Raw genomic sequence first — 23,394 nt, 5'->3', positions numbered from 1 at the left:
ATGATGAGCGACACACTACTTGATACCGAGATTATGGAATTTCATAAAGAACTCGACGCGCGGGGCTTGAATTGCCCCTTGCCGATTCTGAAGGCGAAAAAGGCTTTGTCAGAGCTGCAGAGCGGGGAAGTGCTGCGCATCATGGCAACCGATCCCGGTTCCGTGCGCGACTTCCAGGCTTTTGCCAAGCAAACGGGCAATGCCCTGCTGTCGCATGTGCAGACGGGTACCGAATTCGTCTTCCTGATGCAACGCAAATAATTCTGCCAGCCGGGGCCGCCGTGGCGCGGCCTGGTGAATACCCTGCCGTGTGCGTCACTTTCGTGCCCTTTTGCTGCCTTGCAGCGTAGCGGCGGACTCCCCTGAAATCCTCAAAGCTGGACAGTTTAGATGGATTGCTCTAACAAAAAATCGCACGATCGTGCTTAAATTCGGTTCAAGATTCAAATTTCTCTTATAATCGAACGCACAATCAGCACTTGATCCGTCATTTTTATAATTTCCCAAAGGCATAGCTATGAAAGTCTTGGTACCCGTCAAACGCGTGGTCGACTATAACGTCAAAGTCCGCGTCAAGAGTGACGGCACTGGCGTCGATACCGCCAACGTCAAAATGTCGATGAACCCTTTCGATGAGATCGCGCTGGAAGAAGCGATGCGCCTGAAAGAAGCCGGCAAGGTCACTGAAGTGGTCGCCATCTCCTGCGGCGTGACGCAGTGCCAGGAAACCCTGCGCACGGCCATGGCCATCGGCGCCGACCGCGGCATCCTGGTGGAAACGACGACTGAACTGGAACCGCTGGCCGTGGCCAAGCTGGTCAAGTCCCTGGCCGAGAAAGAGCAGCCGCAACTGATCATCCTGGGCAAGCAAGCCATCGATGACGACAGCAACCAGACCGGCCAGATGCTGGCAGCCCTGCTGGGTTGGCCGCAAGCCACGTTCGCCTCGAAAGTCGTGCTGGAAGACGGTAAAGTCACCGTCACCCGCGAAGTCGACGGCGGCCTGGAAACCCTGGCATTGACCTTGCCAGCGATCATCACCACCGACCTGCGCCTGAATGAGCCACGCTATGTGACCTTGCCGAACATCATGAAGGCCAAGAAAAAGCCGCTCGAGACCGTCAAGCCGGAAGACCTGGGCGTCGACGTTGCGCCACGCCTGAAGACCCTGAAAGTCGTCGAGCCAGCCAAGCGCTCGGCCGGCATCAAGGTCCCGGACGTCGCTACCCTGGTCGCCAAGCTGCGTACCGAAGCCAAAGTCATCTAAGCGGCTTTGCCGTCTACCCAGAACAATTACAGGACATATCATGGTCGCATTAGTTATTGCTGAACACGACAACGCTACCTTAAAGGGCAGCACCCACCACACCGTGACCGCGGCTGCCCAGTGCGGCGGCGACGTGCACGTGCTCGTCGCAGGCTCGAACGCATCGGCCGCCGCCGCTGCCGCCGCGCAAATCGCCGGCGTGACGAAAGTCATCGTCGCCGACGCGCCATATTTTGCCGACGGCCTGGCCGAAAACGTGGCCGAGCAAGTGCTGGCCATCGCCGGCAACTACAGCCACATCCTGGCGCCAGCCACCGCCTACGGCAAGAACATCCTGCCGCGCGTGGCCGCCAAGCTGGACGTCGCGCAAATCTCGGAAATCACCAAGGTCGATTCCCCGGACACCTTCGAGCGTCCCATCTACGCCGGTAACGCCATTGCCACCGTGCAATCTGGCGACAAGGTCAAGGTCATCACCGTGCGCACCACCGGTTTCGACGCCGCTGCCGCCACCGGCGGTTCGGCTGCCACGGAAACCGTCGCCGCCGTCGCCGACGCGGGCAAGTCCGCCTTCGTGGGCCGCGAACTGGCCAAGTCCGACCGTCCTGAACTGACCGCCGCGAAAATCATCGTGTCGGGCGGCCGTGGCATGGGTTCGGCGGAAAACTTCCACATCCTGGAGCCGCTGGCCGACAAGCTGGGCGCCGCCATGGGTGCTTCGCGCGCCGCCGTCGACGCCGGCTTCGTGCCGAACGATTGGCAAGTGGGCCAGACGGGCAAGATCGTCGCGCCATCGTTGTACATCGCCGTCGGTATCTCGGGCGCGATCCAGCATCTGGCCGGCATGAAAGATTCGAAGACCATCGTCGCCATCAACAAGGATCCGGAAGCGCCGATCTTTGCCGTGGCCGACTACGGCATCGTGGGCGATCTGTTCGAGATCGTGCCGCAACTGGTCAAAGAACTGGGTTAAGTCACACCCCTTCCGGTTTTGTTACTGACAAAGCCACGCCGGCCCGCCCCACACGGCGAGCCGCGCGTGGCTTTTTTCTTGGAGAAAAGAAGATGAGCTATCAAGCCCCGCTGAAAGACATGTTGTTCGTGATGAACGAACTGGCCGGCCTGGCCGAAATCCACACCTTACCCGGCTGCGAAGACGCCACGCCCGACACGGCCGAAGCCGTGCTGGAAGAGAACGCCAAGTTCTGCGGCGGCGTGGTGGCCCCCTTGAACGGCCCCAGCGACAAGGAGCCGAGTTTCTGGCACGACGGGCAAGTCACGACGTCGAAAGGCTTCAAGGACGCGTTCAAGGCGTATGGCGAAGCGGGCTGGCAGGGCGTGCAGCATCCGACCGAATTCGGCGGCCAGGGCTTGCCCAAGCTGCTGGCCACGCCGTGCATCGAAATGCTCAACTCGGCCAGCATCTCGTTCGCCCTGGTGGCCCTGCTGTCGGACGGCGCCATCGAAGCGCTGCTGACGGCCGGCAGCGACGAGCAAAAAGCGGTGTATCTGGAAAACCTGGTGTCGGGCAAGTGGACGGGCACGATGAACCTGACGGAGCCGCAAGCGGGGTCCGACCTGGCTGCCGTGCGCACGCGCGCCGTGCCGCAGGACGATGGCACGTATAAAGTCTTCGGCACGAAGATTTTCATCACGTACGGCGAACACGACATGGCGGAAAACATCGTCCACCTGGTGCTGGCCCGCACGCCGGACGCGCCCGCCGGCGTGAAAGGCATTTCCCTGTTCATCGTGCCGAAATTCCTCGTCAATCTTGACGGCAGCCTGGGCGCGCGCAACGACGCCCATTGCGTGTCGATCGAGCACAAGCTGGGCATCAAGGCCAGCCCGACGGCCGTATTGCAGTTCGGCGACCACGGCGGCGCCATCGGCACCCTGGTGGGCGAGGAAAACCGCGGCCTCGAATACATGTTCATCATGATGAACGCGGCCCGCTTCGGCGTGGGCTTGCAAGGCATCGGCCTGGCCGAGCGCGCCTACCAGCAGGCCGTGGCGTTCGCCAAGGACCGCGTGCAGTCGCGCGACCTGGCCGGTTCGCCGGGTCCCGTTTCCATCATCCACCACCCGGACGTGCGCCGCATGCTGATGTCGATGCGCTCGCAAACGGAGGCGGCGCGCGCGCTGGCCTACGTGGGCGCGGCCATCAGCGACGTGGCGCACCACCATCCGGACGCGGAAGTGCGCGCGGAAAGCCTGGCGACGTATGAATACCTGGTGCCCGTCATTAAGGGTTGGGCGACGGAAATGTCGCAAGACGTCACGCGCGACGGCGTGCAAGTGCATGGCGGCATGGGTTTCATTGAAGAAACAGGCGCCGCCCAGCATTACCGCGATGCCAAGATTCTCACCATCTACGAAGGCACGACGGCCATCCAGGCGAACGACCTCGTGGGCCGCAAGACGGTGCGCGACGGCGGCGCCGTGGCGAAAGCCATCATCGCCCAGGTGCGCGCCACGGAAGCCCAGCTGGGCGAACTGTCCGGCGCCGACTTCCAGGCCATGCAGCGCCACCTGGCCGAAGGCAGCGCCGCGCTGGAAGCCGTAGTCGAGTATGTGGTGGCGAACATGAAGACGGATATCAAGGCCGTGTTCGCGGGCAGCGTGCCCTATTTGAAACTGGCCGGCATCGTGCTGGGCGGCTGGCAAATGGCCCGCGCGGCCGTGGTGGCGCAGCAAAAGCTGGGAGAGGGCAGCGGCGACGCTTCGTTCTACAAGGCGAAGATCGCCACGGCACGCTTCTTTGCCGACCACATCCTGTCGCAGGCGCCAGGCTTGCGCGCCACCATCATCGATGGCAGCGCGGGCGTGATGGCCTTGTCGGAAGAGCAGTTTTAAGTTGAAACTTGGCCGGCGCAAGCTGGCTGAATGCAAAAAAGCGCTGGAGATTACTCTCCAGCGCTTTTTTTTTACTCTTTCAAAAGCTTATCTTCTGGCAATGCCGTTGCCGGAATTGCGCACCAGGTCGCCAGCAGCCAGGCCAGGGTCCTGGTCGAATGCGAAGTCGGCCTTGGCGCCCGTTTCGTACTGCACGGTAACGGTCCACACCTTGCTGTTTTTCATGTGGCCTTCGACTTGCTTGCCCGCGAAAGCGCCGCCGGCGGCGCCGGCCAGGGTGGCCAGGTCCTTGCCGCGTCCGCCGCCAACCTGGCGGCCCAGCAGGGCACCGGCCACGCCGCCGCCGATCATGCCCAGCGCGCCGCCTTCGCCCGCTTTTTCAGCGACGTTGACTGCCAGCACCTTGCCGCACTCGGCGCAGATCTGCTGCTGGGCTGGTTTGCTGTTCTGGCCCGCATACGAATTGCCCGCCTTTTGCGCGGCCTTGGCGTTGATGATGGCCTGGTCGTATTCGCCCTTGGCGTCGCGCAGGCATTGCATGCGGGCTTTCGAGCTGGTTTCTTCTGCGCACAGTTTCTTGTCGTCCGCATAGCGCGTGTTGGCTTGCTTGGTGTCGTACGCGTATTGCGCCTTTGGCGACAGGTTTTGCGCGAAGGCGGAGGTGCTGAACAGGGCCGTGACGGCGACTGCGAGGATGAGTGGGCGACGAATCATGATCTTCTCCTAGGGGGTGTTGAATGTGCCAGTAATGTCGGCATTGTGAATGCAGTATAGAGGAAAATCATGATTGCTTACCAACACTTACATGTGCGTGCGGCAGGCGCGATCCGATGCTATTTCCGGGTGGAAATTAACCGTAGGCGCCGCCTGTATACAGCAAGTCGAACAGGCGCGCCATGGTGGCGATCAGCACGCCTGCGCCTAGCATCAAGGTAGCGACCAGCACCACGGCCAGGGGCCAGCCCGTGTCCGACTGGCGGCTGGAGGCGGCGTTGTAGCGCGCGTCCCACTTGTCGTCCGGCATCAGGCCCAGCACCAGCGCTTCCAGGAAACCGCCCAGGGCGGACAGGGTCAGCGGCAATATCTGGTAAAACCAGTCCGCTTCGGGAAGCAGTTGGCGCAGCAGCAGCGAGGCGGGCAGGGCAGCCAGGTGCAGCCAGCCCCAGCGGTCCTTGGCGCCGTGCAGGTAGAAGCGGTGGGCGCCCAGCATGCCCAGCAGGAAGGCCAGCAGTGTCGTGAAGGCCTTGTTCTTGTGCGATTGTTGCAAAATGGTAGCGGTGGTCATGGGACTCCAGAGTTGCTCATCGGTAAAGATTGCCAGTATCGGTCATTGCTTGCCGCAACGATAGCACTTTCAGGCAGCGTGCAGGCGATGCTATCGTGCAATATCATCGCCTGGACGTGGCATGGCAGGCACGATAGACGCACGCGCCTATTGCGTCTTCGGCCATGACTGGTCATAATGTTTGATTAGCCCAAATTACACGCCCGTCATCATAACGCTTGCTGCCTGGCGGTAAAGCGCGCTATAATTTGCGGCTTTTTCCGCCTCAGCACACTTTTTGGAAATATTATGGTCGTTATTCGTTTAGCTCGTGGAGGCGCCAAGAAGCGCCCGTTCTTCAACATCGTCGCTACTGACTCGCGCAATCGCCGCGATGGTCGCTTCATTGAGCGTATCGGTTTTTACAACCCGATGGCGCAAGGTGGCGAAGTTCCACTGCGTATCACCGCAGACCGTCTGGCCTACTGGCAAGGCGTTGGCGCACAATTGTCGCCAACCGTTGCTCGCCTGGTAGCTAGCAACAACAAAGCAGCAGCTTAATTAGATCACTGGTTTGACGGTCAAGACTGCATCCGGGGTGAAAGTCCCCGATGACCTGGTACAGGTAGGCTATGTCTCCGGTGCTTATGGCATTGCTGGCGGGGTCAGGATCACTCCTTTCTCCGACGACGCGGATGCATTATTAAGCGTCAAAACCTGGTGGTTTGATAAACCGACCTTGCATGATGTTCAAGTCAGGCAAGCGAAGTTACACGGCGGCGACGTCGTGGCCCAGCTGGTGGGTGTGGTCGGGCGGGATGCCGCAGAAGCGCTGAAAGGCGTCTCTGTGCAAATTCCGCGTAGCCATTTCCCGACGCTGTCGGCCGATGAATTTTATTGGTCCGATCTGATCGGACTGACAGTCGAGAATTTGCAAGGCGAGTGCCTCGGCACAGTGCACGACATGATGAGCAATGGTCCGCAGTCGATCTTGCGCGTTACGCCCGTCGCCACTGCCGATGAGACCGTTGAAAAGGCGCCTGAGCGCCTGATCCCGTTTGTTGGCCAGTTTGTCATTAACGTTGACAAGGCTGCCAGCAAGATCACGGTCGACTGGGGCCTCGATTATTAAACCGCCTGCGCTTAACTTTGCGCCGGGCAAACTTTGCAGGATGGTGATCGATGCAATTTGATGTCGTGACCCTGTTCCCGGAAATGTTTGCCGCGCTGACGCAGTCGGGTGTGACCCGGCGCGCCTTCGAGCAGGGGAAATGTGGCTTGTCGCTGTGGAATCCCCGCGATTTCACCACTGACAATCACCGTACCGTGGATGACCGCCCGTATGGCGGCGGCCCCGGCATGGTGATGATGGCCCGTCCCCTCGAAGCGACAATTAATGCCGCGAAGCAACGTCAGACCGATCTCGGCCTGGCGGCGCCCCGCGTGGTGTTCATGTCGCCGCAAGGCCGTCCGCTGACGCACGAGCGCGTCACGCAGTTGAAAGCCGAACCCGGTTTGGTGATCCTGTGCGGCCGCTATGAAGCCGTGGACCAGCGTTTGCTGGACCGTTGCGTCGACGAAGAAATCAGCGTCGGCGACTTCGTCCTGTCGGGCGGCGAGCTGCCCGCCATGGCGCTGATGGATGCGGTGATCCGCCTGTTGCCGGGTGTCTTGAACACCGAGGCATCGGCCATCGAGGACAGCTTCGTCAATGGCTTGCTCGATTCGCCGCACTACACGCGGCCGGAAAGCTATGAAGGCATGGCCGTGCCGCCCGTCTTGATGGGTGGCAATCATGCCGAGATCGTCAAGTGGCGCCGCCAGCGCATGCTGGAAGCGACCGCGACAAAGCGGCCTGACCTGCTGGTCAGTGCGCGCGCCGCCGGCTTGCTCAGCAAGACCGACGAAAAATTCCTGGCCAGCCTGTAAGTCGTCCTCGGACGGCCAGCAGGGTGGCTTTGCAGTGCCGGGCATGTTGCCCAAATTGGTAATACCCATCCTCTACCGGGCGGATAGCGCGCTATCCACAGTGCGCCGGCATGATGGTTTTCGGAGTTATAAAAATGGACTTGATTCAACAATTAGAGCAAGAAGAGATCGCCCGTCTGGGTAAATCGATTCCTGACTTCGCACCAGGCGATACCGTTATCGTCAGCGTCAACGTAGTCGAAGGTACGCGCAAGCGCGCCCAGGCTTACGAAGGCGTCGTTATCTCCCGTCGTAACCGTGGCCTGAACTCGAACTTCATCGTTCGCAAGATCTCGTCCGGCGAAGGCGTTGAGCGTACGTTCCAACTGTACTCGCCGCTGATCGCTTCGATCGAAGTGAAACGCCGTGGTGATGTTCGCCGCGCCAAGCTGTACTATCTGCGTGAGCGTTCGGGTAAATCGGCGCGTATCAAAGAAAAATTGCCAAATCGCCGCGTTGTGGCGAAAGCAAGCGCGTAATATCAGCGTCTGCGTTGGGAAAAGGGGTGCCTCTCGGCGCCCCTTTTTTATTCTGAATTGCTATTGAGGCAAGCTGCCATGGCCACCATCGCATTTGATCCCAAACAACTCGCCATCGATTCGATCGCCGGCGAGGCGGCGCTGGACGCCGAACGCCTGACGCCGGACTGGCTGCGCCAGCGCTTGGCCGAACAACCCGACTGGCAGCCCGAGATTACCCAGGATTTCCTGTCCGCCCGCGCCGTGCCCGTGCGCGCCGCCGTGCTCATTCCGCTGGTGCAACGGCCACAGGGCTTGACCATCTTGCTGACCATGCGCACGGACCACCTGAGCAGCCATGCGGGCCAGGTCAGCTTTCCCGGCGGGCGCAGCGAACCGTTCGACGGTTCGCCCGTGGCCACGGCCCTGCGCGAAACGGAAGAAGAAGTGGGCCTGGCGCGCGAACACATTGAAGTGCTGGGCTGCCTGCCCGACTACCTGACGGGCACCGGCTACCAGGTCACGCCCGTGGTGGGCCTGGTGACGCCGCCGTTCGAGTTGCGCGCCGACCCGTCGGAAGTGGCGGAAATCTTTGAAGTGCCGCTGGCCTTCCTCATGGACGGCCTCAACCACCAGCGCCTGTCGGTGGAATTGCCCGGCGGACGGCGCTCGTTCTACGCCATGCCCTACGAGCGCTTCTACATCTGGGGCGCCACCGCCGGCATGCTGCGCAATCTGTTTCACCTCTTGCGCGCGTAAAATGGCACCCCGCACGTAATAAGTTTGATTCCAGCACTGCACTGCGCTATCGTAGCGGGCATTGCGGTATTGCTGAAAAAGACAAAAAGGACCATTGATGACATTTCTCTCCATACTTTGCGCATTGCTGATCGAGCAGCTCAAACCTTTGCGCGCGGACAATCCGATCTACGCCGAAATCAAGAGCCTGGCAATGCGCATGGAGACCTGGTTCAATGCCGGCCACGCCAACCACGGCCGCATGGGCTGGTTCCTCATGATCGGCGTGCTGATGGTGCCGACGGCCGGCGTGTACTGGCTCTTGCGGCATTACCAGCTGACCCCCCTGGCCTTCGTCTGGAATGTCCTCATCGTCTACCTGACCCTGGGTTTTCGCCATTACAGCCATTATTTCACGTCGATCCAGCTGGCCCTGAGCGCCGGCGACGAGGCGTCCGCGCGGACCTTGCTGGCCGAGTGGACCAAGCTCGACACGGTAGGCATGGAAGCGAGCGAAATCGCCCGCATTGCCGTGGAAAAAGCCCTGATCACCACGCATCGCAATGTGTTTGGCGTGTTCTTCTGGTTCCTCATGCCGCTGGGCCCTGCCTGCGCCGTGATGTACCGCGTGGCCGAATACCTGGCGCGTGCCTGGAACGAGCCCGAGCACATGCGCAATGAAGCGTTCGGCCAGTTCGCCGCGCGCGCCTTTTACCTGATCGACTGGATTCCCGTGCGCCTGACGGCCGTGGCGTTTGCCGTGGTCGGCAATTTCGAGGATGCCATCTACGCCTGGCGCAACTTCGCCCAGCGCTGGCAGGACGAGGCCATCGGCATCATCCTGACGGCCGGCGGCGGCGCCATGGGCGTGCGCCTGGGCACGCCGGCGGAAACGGCGGCCCGCGTGGTCGTCACGCCCGACATGGCCGTCGACGACAGCGACAGCGAAAGCGATATCCTGCCGGGCGAAGAGCCGGGCGCACGCGCTTTGCAGAGCACGGTGGGCCTGGTCTGGCGCGCCTTGCTGCTGTGGATGCTGCTGCTGCTGTTGATGTCGGGCGCCGTTTTCCTCGGCTGACGCGGGCGCACACGCGCCATCCATGCGCCTGGCGCGTGGAACAAGGTTAAAATAGGGGCTGGCGCGTTACGCGTGCCGGCCCCTGTTTGCATCGTCAGGGCAGATCGAGGTAGAACCCAAGTCTTCTATAAGATATAATACTGGCTTACCGCAGCAAACGTAGTTGAATTACCAGCCCGGCTTACCCGCCGGGGCCATTCACGCAATCCAGTCCCGACAAGCCACATGGCCGAGTTATCTCAAAAAACAGGGGAACTCTCAGACGAGTTCTTCATCCTTGGTCTCACCAGCAATGGCAAGCAATTCCGACCCAGCGATTGGGCCGAGCGCCTTTGCGGAGTGATGTCCTGTTTCAATCCCGAAGGCGGCGGGCGCAATGCGCACCTCCAGTATTCGCCCTACGTGCGCCCGACCGTCGTCAATGGCGTCAAGTCGGTGGTCGTCAACACGAAGCTGCGCGAGATCGAGCCGATGGCGTTTCACTTCGTGCGCGAATTTGCCAAGGATAACGACCTGCAGATCGTCGAAGCCTGCTTCCTGCCGCCCCCCGAAGAAAAGTAAGTACCGCTCCATTGATTTGCCTCAAGCCCGCCACGGTGGGCTGGCGTAGCGTGGACACTCTGCCTCAAACGGAGTGGCGACATGCGCATCGGCGACATCTGTACCCTGCACACCATCCATTGCCAGCGTGACACCAGCGTGCAAGATGCGGCGCTGCTGATGCGCCAGCACCACGTGGGCGACCTGATCGTGGCCGAACAGCCGAACGGCGAGCGCGTTCCCATCGGCATCCTCACCGACCGCGACATCGTCATTTCCGTCATCGCCCTGGGCCTCGACCCCGCCAGCCTGCTGGTGGGCGACATCATGAGCGCGCAACTGCTCACGGCCAGCGAAGACGAAGACGTCTACGACATCATCGAACGCATGCGCGTCAACGGCATCCGCCGCCTGCCCGTGGTCAACAGCCTGGGCGCGCTTTCCTGCGTCGTCAGCATCGACGACCTGCTCGCCTTCCTGGCCCAGGAAATGGCCGAACTGGCGCGCATCAGCAGCGGCCAGCTGGTTTACGAAAAGCGCACGCGCAAATAAGCCTGCATTGCGCAATTTCAGTCAAATCCTCGTGATCTGAAAATGCTACAGTCGCAGCTCGTTCAACGGGAAGCGTCCATGCACTATCTGGCCAAGGCACTCTGGTATATCGAATCGCATTATGCGGAGAATATCTCGCTCGGCGACATCGCCCACGTGGGCGGCGCTTCGCCGTGTCACCTGACGCGCGCGTTTGGCCTGGCCACGGGCCATTCCGTGATGCGCTATGTGCGGGCGCGCCGGCTCAGCGAGGCGGCCCGCGCGCTGGCGCAGGGCGCGCAAGACATCCTCGCCGTCGCGCTGCAGGCTGGCTACAGTTCCCACGAGGCATTTACGCGGGCCTTCCGCGAGCAGTTCCAGCGCACGCCGGAAATGGTGCGGGCCCAGCGCCATGTCGCCAACCTCGCGCTGGTGGAGGCCATCAAACTGGATGTGGCGCCAGGCGTGGCGCTGGAAGCACCCCGTTTCGAGCTTGGCCCCGCCTTGCTGGTGGCGGGCCTCGTCGAACGTTATCGCGCAGAAACGGTTGCCGGCATCCCCGCCCTGTGGCAGCGTTTCCTGCCCCATGCGGCGCCCGGCCAGCTCGTGTATGGCGTGTGCTGCAACAATGATGATGCGGGCAATTTCGATTACCTGTGCGCCATGCCGGTGAACGACTTTTCGCAGTCCCCCGACGGCTGGACGCGGCTGCGCATCGCCCCGCGGCGCTATGCCGTGTTTCATCACCGCGGCCACATTTCCACCATCCGCGCCACCTGGCACACGGTGTGGAACGAGTGGTTGCCCCGGTCCGGCCTGGAAGTGGCCGACGCGCCCGATTTTGAACGCTACGACCAGCACTTCGATCCCGTCAGCGGCAGCGGCGGCGTGGAAATCTGGCTCCCCTTGAAAGCATGACCATGCTCCATACCTTGTCTGCGCCGGCTGCCGGCGGCACCGCGCTGCGCCAGCGCCTGTTGCAAACCGTCGCCGCGCTGGCGGCGGGCCTGCCCCTGTACTGGGTGCTGGGGCCGCAGCCGCTGGGCTGGCTGGCCTGGTGCGCGCCGCTGCCCGTGCTGTGGCTGGCCCTGCGCTCGTCGCGCCGCGATGCGGCCTGGATGACGTTTTTGGCAGCTCTGTTGGGCCTGTCATCGAACGTTGCCTATTTTCGCCTGCTCATGCCCTTGCCGGCCGTGCTGGCCGTGATGTTCGTCAAGGCACTGCTGTGGCTTCTGGTGGTGCTGGCCACGCGGCGCCTCGTGCTGCGCTACCGCTCCGGCTGGACGGTGCTGGCGTATCCCGTGCTGTGGGTGGCCATCGATACGGTGATGGCGGCTTTGCTGCCCGACGGTAACTGGGGCAGCCTCGCGTATTCGCAGGCGGATAACCTTGCCGTGCTGCAGGTGGCGGCCCTGGCGGACGTGCCCGGCCTGCTGTTCTTGCTGTGCCTGGCGCCATCCGCGCTGGCCTTGCTGCTGGCCGGCGGCCGCGCATATGCGCCAGCGGCGGTCGCGGTCGCGCTGCTGCTGGCGGCCGCGTTCGCCGGCGGCGCCTGGCGCGTGCAGGGCGCGCCGGCCTTGGCGCCGGCAGGGCCGCTGGCGGGACTGGTGGCCATCGATGACTTTATCGGTCCGGCCACGCCGCCCGCGCGCGCGCAAGCCGTCTGGGACCAGTACGCGCGCCACGTCGGGCAACTGGCCGGGCAGGGCGCCCGGCTGGTGCTGTTGCCGGAAAAGATAGCCGTGTTGGCACCCGCACAGGCGGATGCCGTACGGCAACGCTTCCAGGCGCTGGCGCGCAGCACGGGCGCGTGGATCATCCTGGGTATCGGCGTGCAGGACGTTGCCGGGCGGCGCAACCTGGCCTGGCTGTTCGCGCCCGATGGCGCCGCGCCTGTCAGCTATCAGAAGCATCATCTGGCGCCGCCCGAGCGCGAGTTTCTTGCTGGCAACGCGTATGCCGTGCAGCCGGTGGCGGGGCAGGCCATGGGGCTGGCCATTTGCAAGGACATGCATTTTGCGCCCCTGGGGCGGGCATACGGCGTGGCCGGCGCGCAAGCGATGCTGGTGCCGGCCTGGGATTTCCAACTGGACGCCTGGATGGGCGCGCGCATGACCGTGGTGCGCGGTGTGGAAAACGGTTATGCGGTGCTGCGCGCGGCGCGCGAGGGCGTGCTGACGGTCAGCGATGCGTATGGGAACGTGCTGGCGGAGCGGGCCAGCAGCGCCATGCCGGGCAGCACCTTGCTGGCGCCGCTGCCGGCAGCGCGGCCCGTGGCCACGTGGGCCGGTTGGCTGGGGCCGCTGTTCGGCTGGCTGTGCGTGGCGCTAAGCGTGATCCTGCTGGGCGTGGGCCGCCGCGCCGCGCCCGCCGTTTGACGTATAACGCCACGTTTTGTTGCAATGCGCAAAACCGTATTGCACAGCCTTCTTTTATATTCTGCGCGGGCGGCCACATAATCGCCGTTGATTATTGCACCATTGCCGTGCATATATAGGCGCGATGCCGGCATATATATTGCACTGCAATAAGTGGTGTTATCTGGTATTGAGAAATTCGCGCATCCGGTATTAATTGGTACTTAATTCGGCCACGAAGTCATACATATCGCCGCGGAAGTAGGAGCGGCAAAATTCCACGGCGCGGCCATCGCGCAAAAAGCCCAGCCTTTCCACCGACAAGCCCGCGTCGCCTTCCTCCGCCTGCAACAGGCTGGCCTGCTCTCCCGTCAACAACAAGGCGCTGAGGCGCTGCAAGGCGCGCACGGGCCGGTTGCCCGCCTGTTCCAGCGCGTCATACATGGAGATATCGACAGCGTCGAGGTTCGGCAGGCAGCTGGCGACGATGGTCGCGTATTCCAGGCACATCGGCACCTCGTCCGCATAGCGGATGCGGTGGAAGCGGTACACGGGCGCGCCCGGCGACAGCCGCAGGCGCAAGGCTTCTTCCGGCGTGACGGTGCCTTCTGCGCGCTTGAGCCACACGCTGCGCGGCGTGCGTCCGCGCGCCCGCATGTCCTCGGAAAACGAGGTCAGCTTGGCGAAGTTTTTCTCGATGCGCGTATTGATGAAATTGCCCGAGCCGGGGCGCCGCACCAGCAAGCCCTCGTTGACGAGCCCATCGATGGCCTTGCGCACGGTGATGCGCGAAACGGACAGGTCGCTGGCCAGCTGGCGTTCGGCCGGCAAGGCTTCCTCTGGGCCGAGGATGCGCTTGTCGATCGCTTCTCGCAGCGCGCGCTGCAGTTGCTGGTACAGGGGCAGGCTACTCGTCTGCCCCAGGCCTTGCATGATGTGAGCGAGGGTTGTCATACGCTGAGGGTCTCCGTTACGGCGCGTTGCAGACGCGCTCTGTATCTGTTTTGTGTCGCTGGATAATACCAAAAAAGGCCGTTATAAAACCAATTTGAATTATCAGGCCAACAATTTATGCCTGGCTTCCCCCGTATTTAAGCCGCTCATACGGGCTACGGATTGATTTAGATAAAGTGGTCTGTGTGATTCAAACAACGTTATAAAAAAAAAGTTGCAACTGGTAGTGTTCTGGTATTGGATAGTAGTATATTGGCGTTGAATTGGTTTTGTAAGTGGTTGTGCCGAAGGGTCTGCAGCATGCCGGCGAGAGTGGGCGGGCTGGAAAGAAGACCTACGTTAAAAATGAAAAGGTTCCAATCCTGGAGCCTAAATCAAGGGGGAGTACATGAAACGCAATTTGACACCTGCAGCTGCCGTCGTGAAATCCGGATCGCGTAGCCGTACGCCGATCGCCGCGGCCGTTGCCGTGATGGTCGCCGGCCTGGCTTTTTCGGCACAGGCGCAGGAAGCAGCCGCCGACGACGTGGCTACCGTGACGGTGACCGGCGTGCGTGCCTCGCTGGAAAAGTCGCTGAAGCAAAAACGCAATGCGGATTCCGTGGTGGAAGTGGTGACGGCCGAAGATATCGGCAAGATGCCTGACCGTAACGTGGCTGACGCGATCCAGCGCCTGCCAGGTGTGAATACCCAATCGTCGGCCGGTGGTGAAGGCGGCTTCGGCGAAAACGACCGCGTCAGCCTGCGCGGCACCAGCCCCAGCTTCCAGCAAACCCTGTTCAACGGCCATGCCATCAGCACGGGCGACTGGTTCGTCCTGAACCAATTCGGCGGCAACGTCGGCCGCAGCAGCAGCTTCTCCTTGCTGCCATCGGAACTGGTGAGCTCCGTTGTCGTGCACAAGAGCGCCACGGCAGACCTGCCTGAAGGCGGCGTTTCGGGCGTGATCGACGTGATCACCCGCCGTCCGCTGGAATTCAAGAACCAGATCACTGCTGAAGGTTCGATCCAGGCTTTCCACAATGACCTGGCCGGCAAGACCGACCCGCAGTTCTCCGGCCTGGTAAACTGGAAGAACGACACCAATACCCTGGGCATCATGGTGCAGGGCTTTTCGCAAAAATCGACCGTGCGCCGCGATGGCCAGGAAATCCTCGGCTACACGCCGATTGCCGCAGACAGCGTTGCGGCCAAGGCCCGTCCTGAACTGGCCGGCGTGAAAGTGCCGACCTTTATCGGCGCCACCCTGTTCGAGCAAAAGAAAACCCGCGAAGGCGGCGCATTCGATATCGAATTCAAGCCCAGCAAGGACTTGACCCTGGACGTGAACGGCTTCTATTCGCAACTGAAGGCGCCGCATCAAAACACGAACTGGCTGGCCGCGCCCGCCAACTCGATCAACAGTACGAAAGACGGCGTGCCGAACGGCCAGATACCGACCAACTACACGGTCAAGAACGGCACCATGACAGGCGCGACCTTCGCCAAGAACGCTGGCGAAGTCGACAATATCTACCGTCCTGATGCCGGCGGCGAATCGTACTACCTCGATTTCAACTTCAAGTACCGCGCCACCAAGGACCTGACCCTGACCGGCAAGCTGGGCAAGACCCATGGCCTGGGCTATGACCGCAACGATGTCTACTACCAGAACAACGTCGATGGCGGCATGGTCTATCAATTGAACGGCATGAGCCCGGCCAGCGTTTCCTATCCGGGCGGCACCACCACCAAGCCAGGTTCGACGGCATGGATCGGCGGTGGCGAATCGCGTTCCGTCGATCAGGAAAAATATGCCCAGATCGACGCGGAACTGCGCCTGTCGTCCGGCATCTGGGATTCGATCAAGTTCGGGGGCCGCCTGACCGATCACAAGCGTTCTGCCGAGCATCCGATTGATGCCAAACCGGGTCCTCTGGGTATCTCCAATCCGGGCCCTGTCTGGAATGGTACCCAGTATCCTGGCGATTTCGGCAAGGATCTGGGTGGCAACCTGTCGAGCAATTACTTCAAGTATGACGGTGCAGCACTGGCCGCCTGGGCCGCGATCCCTGGTAACCGCAATCTCGATCCAGTGCAACGCCATAACTGGACAGACGAATTCAAACTGCAGGAAAAAACCTCGGCCATCTATGCCATGGCCAATTTGACCGGCGATAACTGGAGCGGTAACTTCGGCCTGCGTGCCGTGCAGACCAAGCAGTCGACCCTGGTCAACAAGCTCGGCGGCCCGATCGTCGGTTCCGACTGGAAACCGTACTCGCAGAACTTGTTTGAGCGCACCTATAATGACTACTTGCCTAGCGCCAACATCAAATTCGATGTGCGCAACGATCTGGTCATCCGCGGCGCCGTTGCCCGTACCATCGCCCGTCCTGATTACAGCGCGCTCGGTGGTTCGGTATCGCTGAACGACGATGCATTGAGCGGTGTCGGCGGAAACGTCAAGCTTGACCCTGTCAAGTCGGACAACGCTGAGATTAGCGCAGAATGGTACTTTGCGCCAAAATCGGCATTCTCGGTGGGCCTGTTCTACATGGATTTGAAGTCCGTCGTATCCAATGGAACTGTTAGCGGGACTTATTACAATAGCAAGCGCGGTACCGACGCCGTGTACCAGATCACGTCGCCATTCAATACCAGCGGCAAGAACAAGGGCGCGGAGTTCAGCTACCAGCAACCGCTGTTCGGCGACTTCGGTATTTTGGCCAACTACACCTATGCCGACGGCAAGCTGGATAACGGTGATGAACTGGTCAACGCATCGCGCAGCACGTATAACCTGACGGCCTTCTACGAAGCCAATGCCCTCAGCGCTCGCCTGGCCTACAACTACCGTTCGTCCTACAAGGCGGGCGTGGATCGTGGCGCCAGCCAGCACGTCGAGGGCGCTGGCGGCCTGGCCGGTTCGCTCAACTACAAGATCAACGAACATTTCACGGTCACGTTCGATGCGCTTAACCTGACGAACACGACCATCAAGATGTACGCTGAAAACCGCGATCAGCCACGCGCGTTCTACAGCAATGGCCGCACCTTCTACCTGGGCCTGCGCGCCAAGCTGTAAGCAAGACGACCCGGCCTGGCGCACACGTGCTGGGCCTGGCCTTCCTCGGTCTTTTCAAGGCAAGTCCCTGCATCAGGGCCTTGCCTTTTTTGCTGAGTGGGTGAGTTGTTTCTGTTATTGCCACTCAGTAACAGTCACCGTGTGGCAGGCTACGCCATCGGTGGTTGTCAGTACGTCGTACCCAGCCTTCGGCGGTACAGCCCTTCTACCAGCAGCGGGCGAATATTTATCTTTTTATATGGCATCATTATGACTATTGCACCTCAACGCTACCTCGCCCTCGATGTCCTGCGCGGCCTGACCGTGGCCCTGATGATCGTCGTCAATACGCCTGGCGACTGGGGCAGCGTGTACGCCCCGTTCCTGCATGCCGAATGGCATGGTTTTACCCTGACGGATCTGGTCTTTCCCAGCTTTTTGTTTGTCGTCGGCAATGCCTTGGCCTTTGCGCTGGGCAAGTATGAAAACCTGGGCCATGGCGCCGTGCTGGCCAAGCTGTGCAAGCGCAGCGCGCTGATCTTTTTACTGGGCTTCCTGCTGTACTGGTTCCCCTTCTTCAAGATCGACGACGCGGGCCAGTTCGCCTGGTCGCCCCTATCGCACACGCGCATCCCCGGCGTGCTGCAGCGCATCGCCGTATGCTACCTGGCCGCCGCGCTGATCCTGCATTACTGGAAGACGCGGGGCGCGCTGGCCTTCAGCGCCTGCGCCTTGCTCGGCTACTGGGCCATCCTGGCATGCTTTGGCGACTACAGCTTGCACGGCAACGCGCCGGCCAGGCTGGATCTGATCCTGCTGGGCGACAGCCATTTGTACCACGGCGAAGGCATCGCCTTCGATCCGGAAGGCATCCTCGGCACCTTGCCCTCGATTGTCAATGTGATCGCCGGCTACCTGGCGGGCAGTTTCCTGCGCCAGACGCCGCCGGCGCGGCTGCGCGCCAGCTTGTATCAGCTGGCCGTGGCCGGCGCCATTTGCGTGGCGGTGGCTTTGTGTTGGAACGAGGTATTTCCGATTAACAAGAAGCTGTGGACCAGCTCTTACGTGATGCTGGGCATCGGCCTGGACTTGCTGCTGCTGGCGCTGCTGATGTTCATCATTGATGTACGTCAAATGACGGGCTGGACTTACTTCTTTGAAGTCTTCGGCAAGAACACCCTGTTCATCTACCTGGTGTCGGAAGTGCTCGTGATTATCGCGTTTACCGTGCGCATCGGCAGCGGCAACCTGTACCAGTGGCTGTACCAGCAGTGGTTTACGGGCTGGGTGCCGGCGCGCGTGGGGTCCATGCTGTTTGCCGTCAGCTTCATGTTGCTGTGCTGGCTGATCGCCTACGGCATGGACAAGCGCAAGATCTATATCAAGGTCTGAAACTTGACGTCAGCCCATGCCGCGATACCCATTCTTGGGTGGATGGTCGAAAAAAAAGCAGCCCCGGCCTGAGCCGGGAACTGCCTTGAGTCTGCTTGAGGGCGCAGGAATTACTGTGCCGCTGCTGCCGGTGCCGCCGCTGCCGTGGCAGGACGGTTCAGCCACAGGATCCAGTAGCGGGCCAGGTCGCCCACGCCGTCGCCGCCCTTGACCGTTTCCAGGACCTTGATGGCGTCGTCTTTCTTGCCGGCCATGGCGTAGGAATAGCCGAGGCGCAGCTTGGCGTCTTCTGGACGCTTCAGGCCGCCCTTGGCGATGCCTTTCTGGATCAGGTCGATACCTTTGTCGAACTGGTCCATCGTCACGAAAGCGTAGCCGAGGTTGATCAAGCCCGTGCCATCCTTGCTCTTCATGGCCGACGCTTCGCCGCTGGCGATGTTTTTCGCATCGTCGGCGGCAGCCTTGTTGGCCTGGTCGCGCAGTTTCTTGTGCTTGGCAGCATTCGCGCCCGTGCCCAGCACGCCTTTGGCAAAGCCCGTGTCCAGCACTTTTTTCGCTTCCGTCGGGAAAGCGTTCTGCAAGGCAATTTCAGCCATGTCGCTGTAATCTTGCGGTGGCATGGTGCCGACGGCCTTGAATTGCAGGCGCAGCACGTCCAGCGCGAAGCGGTCGGAATAGCCGGCCTTGCCTTGCGTGCGGCTCAGCAAATCGCTCCAGTAGTCATCCGACGGGTAGTAGCGCACCAGGTTTTCCATGGCGACCAGGTAGATGGCCGGGTCCTTGCTTTTCGAACCCGTGTTGGCCAGCAATTGCAGTTCTTCGATGGTCGGCGTCTTGCCCGCCTGCTGCTTGGCCGTCAGGTCGGACATCAGTTCCTGTTTCGCGCGCGCGAAATCATTGCTGAAGTAATACGCGCGGATGATGTAGGGACGCACGCCAGCCACATCGCCTGTTTCCGTCTGGTAACGGGTGAACCACTTGATGGCGTTCGGATAATCCTTGGCGTTGTAGTGGTAGTTGGCCAGTGCCTGGATGAAATCGCCCTGCACCTTTTTTTCCAGCTTGCCCGATTCGATCACCGCTTCCAGCGCCGTCATGGCCATAGTCGCATTGTTGGTGGTCGAGGCCAGCGCCACGCGCAGGCGGTTCAGTACGAACAATTCATAGGGCGTCAGGGCGGGAATGGCGGCAGCCTGGTCGATGCGGCTTTGCACGTCGGCATAGTTTTTCGCATCCATCGAAGCCTTTACGGCGTCCGGATCGAGCAGCTTGAACACTTCAGGACGTACCGTGTCGGCGGGCACGGCGGCGGGCGCACCCGCAGCGGCGGCTGGCTTGGCATCCTGCGCGTGCGACAGGGATGGCAGGACATTCAGGCCGATGGCGGCCAGGAGCAGGCTAAGACGGGCAAGACGGAATTGGGACATGGGTTATCCTTCAATCAATAACAAAAATACGCACCTGCACTGGCAGCCGCAACATCGTGCAGTGGCATTGCCAGAGGGGCAAGGAAGCTCGAAAAAACACATTTCTGCCGTTCTGCCTGCATAAGTCAAACAGAAGCGGCATGATACGAAGCGGCTATTGTCACATAAACGGCTGAGCGGGTGCGGCAAACGTGCGCGCTAGGGCTTGCCCTGCGGCATCGAACAGCAGGCAGCGCTGCGCCGGCAGGTGCAGGCGCATGGCGTCGCCCGCCTGACGCAAGCCTTCCTCGGCCGGCAGCTTGACGGCCAGCATCTCGGTCACGCCCGCCATGCCGGCGTAAACGATGGCCACGTCGCCCAGGTATTCGACATGGCTGACGGCCGCGTCGATCACGTTGTCGCCTGCAGCGTCCCCGTCCTGCAGGACGACATGCTCGGCGCGCACGCCCAGGGTCAACTGGTCGCCCGGCGCCACGTTCCCGCCCTGTGCTTCGACGTCGATCACGGCGCCGCCGGGCAGGCGCACGGCCACCGAACCGGGGCCGCTGGCGACGGCTGCGCAAGCGATGAAGTTCATCTTCGGCGCGCCGAGGAAGCCGGCCACGAACAGGTTGCCGGGATTGTTGTACAGCGCGTGCGGACTGCCCACCTGTTCGATGCGCCCGCCGTTGAAGACGACGATGCGTTCGCCCAGGGTCATCGCCTCGACCTGGTCGTGCGTGACGTAGATCATGGTCGTTTTCAGTTCCTGGTGCAGGCGCGAGATTTCCACGCGCATCTGCACGCGCAGCGAGGCGTCGAGGTTCGACAGCGGTTCGTCGAACAGGAATACCTGCGGCTTGCGCACGATGGCGCGGCCGATGGCGACGCGCTGGCGCTGGCCGCCCGACAGGTCCTTCGGCTTGCGTTTCAACAGTGGCGTGATCTGCAGGATCTCGGCCGCGCGCTCGACGGCGGCGCGCACCTCCGCCTTCTTGTGCCCCGCCAGCGAGAGGGCGAAGGCCATGTTTTCGAATACCGTCATGTGCGGGTACAGGGCGTAGCTCTGGAAAACCATGGCCAGGCCCCGCTCGGCCGGCGCGATATCGTTGGCCAGCTTGCCGCCGATATGCAGCTCGCCGTCCGTGATGTCTTCCAGCCCCGCGATCATGCGCAACAGGGTTGATTTACCGCAACCGGACGGCCCCACGAAGACGACGAATTCGCCGTCGCGGATATCGAGGTCGATGCCGTGGATGACCGGGTGCTTGTCGTCGTACAGCTTGACGATGTTCTTTAACGCGATATGTGCCATGAAGTGGTTCTATCCTAGCTGGCGCTGGCCGGCGCGGACGTGGCGCCCGTGTCAGTCTGGCCGGAGGCATCCTTCGGTCCGATGCGCATGAAGCGCGACAGGATCAATACGGGCACGGCCGACACCAGCACCCACAGGAAAAAAGTCTTGTAGCCGAGCGCCGTCTGGATGTCGCCGCTGATCATCTTGAACAGCACGAAACCCAGCTGCATCACGCCGGTGGCGAACGCATAGTGGGCCGTCTGGTACTTGCCGACGGAGACCACCTGCATCATGAACAGGATCAGGCCGACGAAGCCGAAGCCATAGCCGAACATCTCCACGCTGAGCGCGGCTGTGATCAGGGTCAAATCGGTGGGCATGCTGTGGCTCAGGTAATAAAACACCAGGTTCGGCAAATTCATGGCCAGGATCAGGAAGAACATGGCGCGCTTGAGGCCCAGCCACGAGGTGAAGTAGCCGCCGCCGATGCTGCCCAGCAGGAATGCGACGGTGCCGGCCGTGCCGTACACGGCGCCCACTTCCGTCGTCGACAGGCCCAGGCCACCCAGTTCGCGCGCTTCGCGCAGGAACAGCGGGCCGATGGTCTGCACTTGCGCCTCGCCCGCGCGGAACAGGATGATGAAGGCGATCATGCCCCAGATGCCGGGTTTTTTCAGGAAGTCCACCAGCACGTCCCACAGCGTGCGGCTGATGCCGGCCACGCTCTTGTCGGCCACGGCCGCGTTGCGCACCTGCGGCAGCGCCCACAGGTGGTACGCGGCCAGCGACAGCATCATGGCGCCGATGATCAGGAAGATCACCGACCATGCGGGCTTGATGCCGATTTTTTTCTCCAGGTAGCCGGCCAGGATCACCAAGCCGCCCAGCGAGATGAATTTGCCCGCGTTGAAGAAGGCGCCTTGCCAGCCCGCGTAGGCCGCCTGCTGCTTGTCCGACAGGCTGGCGATATACAGGCCGTCGCAGACGATGTCGTGCGTGGACGAGGCCAGCGCGGCGACGAACAGCACGGCGATGCAGGCGGCAAACCACAGCGGCGTTTGCAGGGCCAGCGCGATCAGGCCCAGGCTCAGGCCACCGGCGAACTGGAACAGCACCACCATGGTCTTCTTGCTCGACGCCAGTTCCAGGAAGGGACCCCACATCCACTTGATGCCCCAGGCAATGCCGATCAGGCCCGTCCAGCGGGCGATCTGGTCGTTCGGCACGCCCATGCTCTTGAACATCAGGCCGGCCACCAGGGCCACGGCGTAGAACGGCAGGCCCTGGGCGAAGTACAAGGTCGGCACCCAGGAAATCGGGCTGCGTTTGCCAATGTTGGTGCTCTTGTCGTGCATGGAGGCTTCCTTATCGAGAGACGTTTTCATTTGACTGCGCCGTCCATGCCGCGCATGAAGAAGCGTTGGGTAAACAGGAAGGCGAGCAGGGTCGGCACGATGGTGATCAGGGTGCCGGCCGCGATCACGCGCGTGCTGCTGCCGAAGGTGCCGCGCAAGTACAGCACGCCCACCGACAGGGGGAATTCATCGGGCTTGCTCATGACGATCGACGGCCAGATGTATTCATTCCACGATTCGACGGCTGTCAGGATGCCGACGGTAGCCAGCCACGGCGTGATCAGCGGCAGCATGATGCGGCTGAAGATCACCCATTCGGAGGCGCCATCGACCCTGGCCGCGTCGATCAGGTCTTGCGGCACTTCCTCGAACGCCTGCTTGAGCAGCAAGATGGCCACGGCCGTCACCACGTTGGGCAGGATCACGCCCGTGTAGGTGTCGACCAGGCTCATTTGCGTGATGGTGATGAAGTTGACGAGGAAGTTTACTTCCGACGGCAGCACCAGCGTGGCGAGAATCAGGCCGAATACCAGTTTGCGGCCGCGGAATTTCAGGCGCGCCAGCGGATACGCGGCCAGTGAACACAGCAGCAGTTTCCAGAACACGGTGAACACGGCGATCAGCACGGAGTTCTTGAAGAATGACCAGATGGGAATCGCGTTGAACACTTCGATGAAGTTGTCGAAGGATGGCGCCTTCGGCCAGAACGTGGGCGGGAAGGCAAAGATATTGCCCTCCGTGGAAATGGCCGTCACCAGGGTCCACCAGAACGGGAAGACGCAGACGACGGCGATCGCGCACAGCACGGCATAGTGGCCCGCATATTGGCCAAAGCGTTGCAGGCGGGTTTTCAGGGGGCGGGAACGTTTTTGCATGGTCATTCCCGG

Annotated in this window: 23 protein-coding genes; 16 read left to right on the top strand and 7 right to left on the bottom strand. The window is 61.6% G+C overall.

What is annotated here, in order from left to right; genetic code table 11:
• Window positions 1-33: 33 nt before the first annotated feature.
• The 4 genes from O3298_RS25355 to O3298_RS25340 all read left to right on the top strand — a co-directional run bounded on the left by O3298_RS25355 (window position 34) and on the right by O3298_RS25340 (window position 4,123).
• Window positions 34-261 carry a sulfurtransferase TusA family protein gene (locus tag O3298_RS25355; protein WP_010395510.1) on the top strand — a complete coding sequence of 76 codons (228 nt, stop codon included), beginning with the start codon at window positions 34-36 and terminating at the stop codon, window positions 259-261.
• A gap of 256 nt (window positions 262-517) precedes the next feature.
• Window positions 518-1,267, top strand: a complete 750-nt coding sequence (locus O3298_RS25350) for an electron transfer flavoprotein subunit beta/FixA family protein (protein ID WP_034759884.1) — start codon at window positions 518-520, stop codon at window positions 1,265-1,267.
• Window positions 1,268-1,307: 40 nt separating this feature from the next.
• A complete protein-coding gene (locus tag O3298_RS25345) occupies window positions 1,308-2,240 on the top strand; it encodes an electron transfer flavoprotein subunit alpha/FixB family protein (RefSeq protein ID WP_077400542.1) in 933 nt (310 codons plus the stop codon).
• Window positions 2,241-2,332: 92 nt separating this feature from the next.
• Entirely contained in the window at window positions 2,333-4,123 is a 1,791-nt protein-coding gene (locus O3298_RS25340) for an acyl-CoA dehydrogenase (protein WP_305060831.1), read from the top strand.
• A gap of 87 nt (window positions 4,124-4,210) precedes the next feature.
• On the opposite strand, the gene O3298_RS25335 is transcribed toward O3298_RS25340, so the two are convergent.
• Both O3298_RS25335 and O3298_RS25330 read right to left on the bottom strand, forming a co-directional pair.
• Window positions 4,211-4,837, bottom strand: coding sequence for a glycine zipper 2TM domain-containing protein (locus O3298_RS25335; RefSeq protein ID WP_099665213.1), 627 nt, complete (start codon window positions 4,835-4,837; stop codon window positions 4,211-4,213).
• Window positions 4,838-4,973: 136 nt separating this feature from the next.
• The gene (locus O3298_RS25330; RefSeq protein WP_305060830.1) at window positions 4,974-5,408 is read right to left on the bottom strand and encodes an NINE protein; all 435 of its coding nucleotides are present in this window, start codon (window positions 5,406-5,408) and stop codon (window positions 4,974-4,976) included.
• 288 nt (window positions 5,409-5,696) lie between these two features.
• Between O3298_RS25330 and rpsP the strand changes: the two genes are divergently transcribed.
• The 10 genes from rpsP to O3298_RS25280 all read left to right on the top strand — a co-directional run bounded on the left by rpsP (window position 5,697) and on the right by O3298_RS25280 (window position 13,078).
• Window positions 5,697-5,948, top strand: coding sequence for a 30S ribosomal protein S16 (rpsP, locus tag O3298_RS25325; RefSeq protein WP_010395524.1), 252 nt, complete (start codon window positions 5,697-5,699; stop codon window positions 5,946-5,948).
• A gap of 13 nt (window positions 5,949-5,961) precedes the next feature.
• Window positions 5,962-6,519: a ribosome maturation factor RimM gene (rimM, locus tag O3298_RS25320; RefSeq protein ID WP_077400554.1), complete on the top strand. Its 558-nt coding sequence runs from the start codon at window positions 5,962-5,964 to the stop codon at window positions 6,517-6,519.
• 50 nt (window positions 6,520-6,569) lie between these two features.
• Entirely contained in the window at window positions 6,570-7,316 is a 747-nt protein-coding gene (gene trmD, locus O3298_RS25315; protein WP_099665211.1) for a tRNA (guanosine(37)-N1)-methyltransferase TrmD, read from the top strand.
• 134 nt (window positions 7,317-7,450) lie between these two features.
• Window positions 7,451-7,834, top strand: coding sequence for a 50S ribosomal protein L19 (gene rplS / locus O3298_RS25310; RefSeq protein WP_035825414.1), 384 nt, complete (start codon window positions 7,451-7,453; stop codon window positions 7,832-7,834).
• A gap of 78 nt (window positions 7,835-7,912) precedes the next feature.
• Window positions 7,913-8,572 (top strand): CoA pyrophosphatase, encoded by a 660-nt coding sequence (locus O3298_RS25305; protein WP_289918228.1) that lies wholly within the window; start codon window positions 7,913-7,915, stop codon window positions 8,570-8,572.
• A gap of 97 nt (window positions 8,573-8,669) precedes the next feature.
• Window positions 8,670-9,629: a CobD/CbiB family protein gene (locus tag O3298_RS25300; protein WP_099665209.1), complete on the top strand. Its 960-nt coding sequence runs from the start codon at window positions 8,670-8,672 to the stop codon at window positions 9,627-9,629.
• A gap of 225 nt (window positions 9,630-9,854) precedes the next feature.
• Window positions 9,855-10,190, top strand: a complete 336-nt coding sequence (locus O3298_RS25295) for a DUF3579 domain-containing protein (protein WP_029496213.1) — start codon at window positions 9,855-9,857, stop codon at window positions 10,188-10,190.
• 81 nt (window positions 10,191-10,271) lie between these two features.
• Window positions 10,272-10,721 (top strand): CBS domain-containing protein, encoded by a 450-nt coding sequence (locus tag O3298_RS25290; RefSeq protein WP_305060829.1) that lies wholly within the window; start codon window positions 10,272-10,274, stop codon window positions 10,719-10,721.
• 78 nt (window positions 10,722-10,799) lie between these two features.
• Window positions 10,800-11,618: an AraC family transcriptional regulator gene (locus O3298_RS25285; protein WP_305060828.1), complete on the top strand. Its 819-nt coding sequence runs from the start codon at window positions 10,800-10,802 to the stop codon at window positions 11,616-11,618.
• Window positions 11,615-13,078, top strand: coding sequence for a carbon-nitrogen hydrolase family protein (locus O3298_RS25280; protein WP_305060827.1), 1,464 nt, complete (start codon window positions 11,615-11,617; stop codon window positions 13,076-13,078). Before O3298_RS25285 ends, O3298_RS25280 begins: the two co-directional genes overlap by 4 nt.
• 192 nt (window positions 13,079-13,270) lie before the next feature.
• Here the strand turns inward: O3298_RS25280 and O3298_RS25275 are convergent, their stop codons facing one another.
• Window positions 13,271-14,011, bottom strand: coding sequence for a GntR family transcriptional regulator (locus tag O3298_RS25275; RefSeq protein ID WP_034781815.1), 741 nt, complete (start codon window positions 14,009-14,011; stop codon window positions 13,271-13,273).
• Between the two features lie 388 nt (window positions 14,012-14,399).
• On the opposite strand from O3298_RS25275, the gene O3298_RS25270 reads away from it, so the two are divergent.
• Window positions 14,400-17,078 (top strand): TonB-dependent receptor, encoded by a 2,679-nt coding sequence (locus O3298_RS25270; protein WP_305060826.1) that lies wholly within the window; start codon window positions 14,400-14,402, stop codon window positions 17,076-17,078.
• A gap of 249 nt (window positions 17,079-17,327) precedes the next feature.
• Window positions 17,328-18,449 carry an acyltransferase family protein gene (locus O3298_RS25265; RefSeq protein WP_305060825.1) on the top strand — a complete coding sequence of 374 codons (1,122 nt, stop codon included), beginning with the start codon at window positions 17,328-17,330 and terminating at the stop codon, window positions 18,447-18,449.
• Between the two features lie 110 nt (window positions 18,450-18,559).
• Here O3298_RS25265 and O3298_RS25260 read toward each other — a convergent pair whose 3' ends face one another.
• The 4 genes from O3298_RS25260 to O3298_RS25245 form a co-directional block, all read right to left on the bottom strand.
• A complete protein-coding gene (locus tag O3298_RS25260) occupies window positions 18,560-19,876 on the bottom strand; it encodes a M48 family metallopeptidase (RefSeq protein WP_305060824.1) in 1,317 nt (438 codons plus the stop codon).
• A 160-nt stretch (window positions 19,877-20,036) separates the two neighbouring features.
• Window positions 20,037-21,170: an ABC transporter ATP-binding protein gene (locus O3298_RS25255; protein ID WP_305060823.1), complete on the bottom strand. Its 1,134-nt coding sequence runs from the start codon at window positions 21,168-21,170 to the stop codon at window positions 20,037-20,039.
• A gap of 14 nt (window positions 21,171-21,184) precedes the next feature.
• The gene (locus O3298_RS25250; protein WP_305060822.1) at window positions 21,185-22,507 is read right to left on the bottom strand and encodes an MFS transporter; all 1,323 of its coding nucleotides are present in this window, start codon (window positions 22,505-22,507) and stop codon (window positions 21,185-21,187) included.
• Between the two features lie 26 nt (window positions 22,508-22,533).
• Entirely contained in the window at window positions 22,534-23,382 is an 849-nt protein-coding gene (locus tag O3298_RS25245) for a carbohydrate ABC transporter permease (RefSeq protein ID WP_305060821.1), read from the bottom strand.
• Window positions 23,383-23,394: the final 12 nt, after the last annotated feature.

Source organism: Janthinobacterium sp. SUN137 (assembly GCF_030587265.1).
GTDB lineage: Bacteria > Pseudomonadota > Gammaproteobacteria > Burkholderiales > Burkholderiaceae_D > Janthinobacterium > Janthinobacterium kumbetense.
The sequence above is the reverse complement of the archived record's forward strand: the minus strand, read 5'-3'. Positions and strand labels throughout refer to the sequence as shown.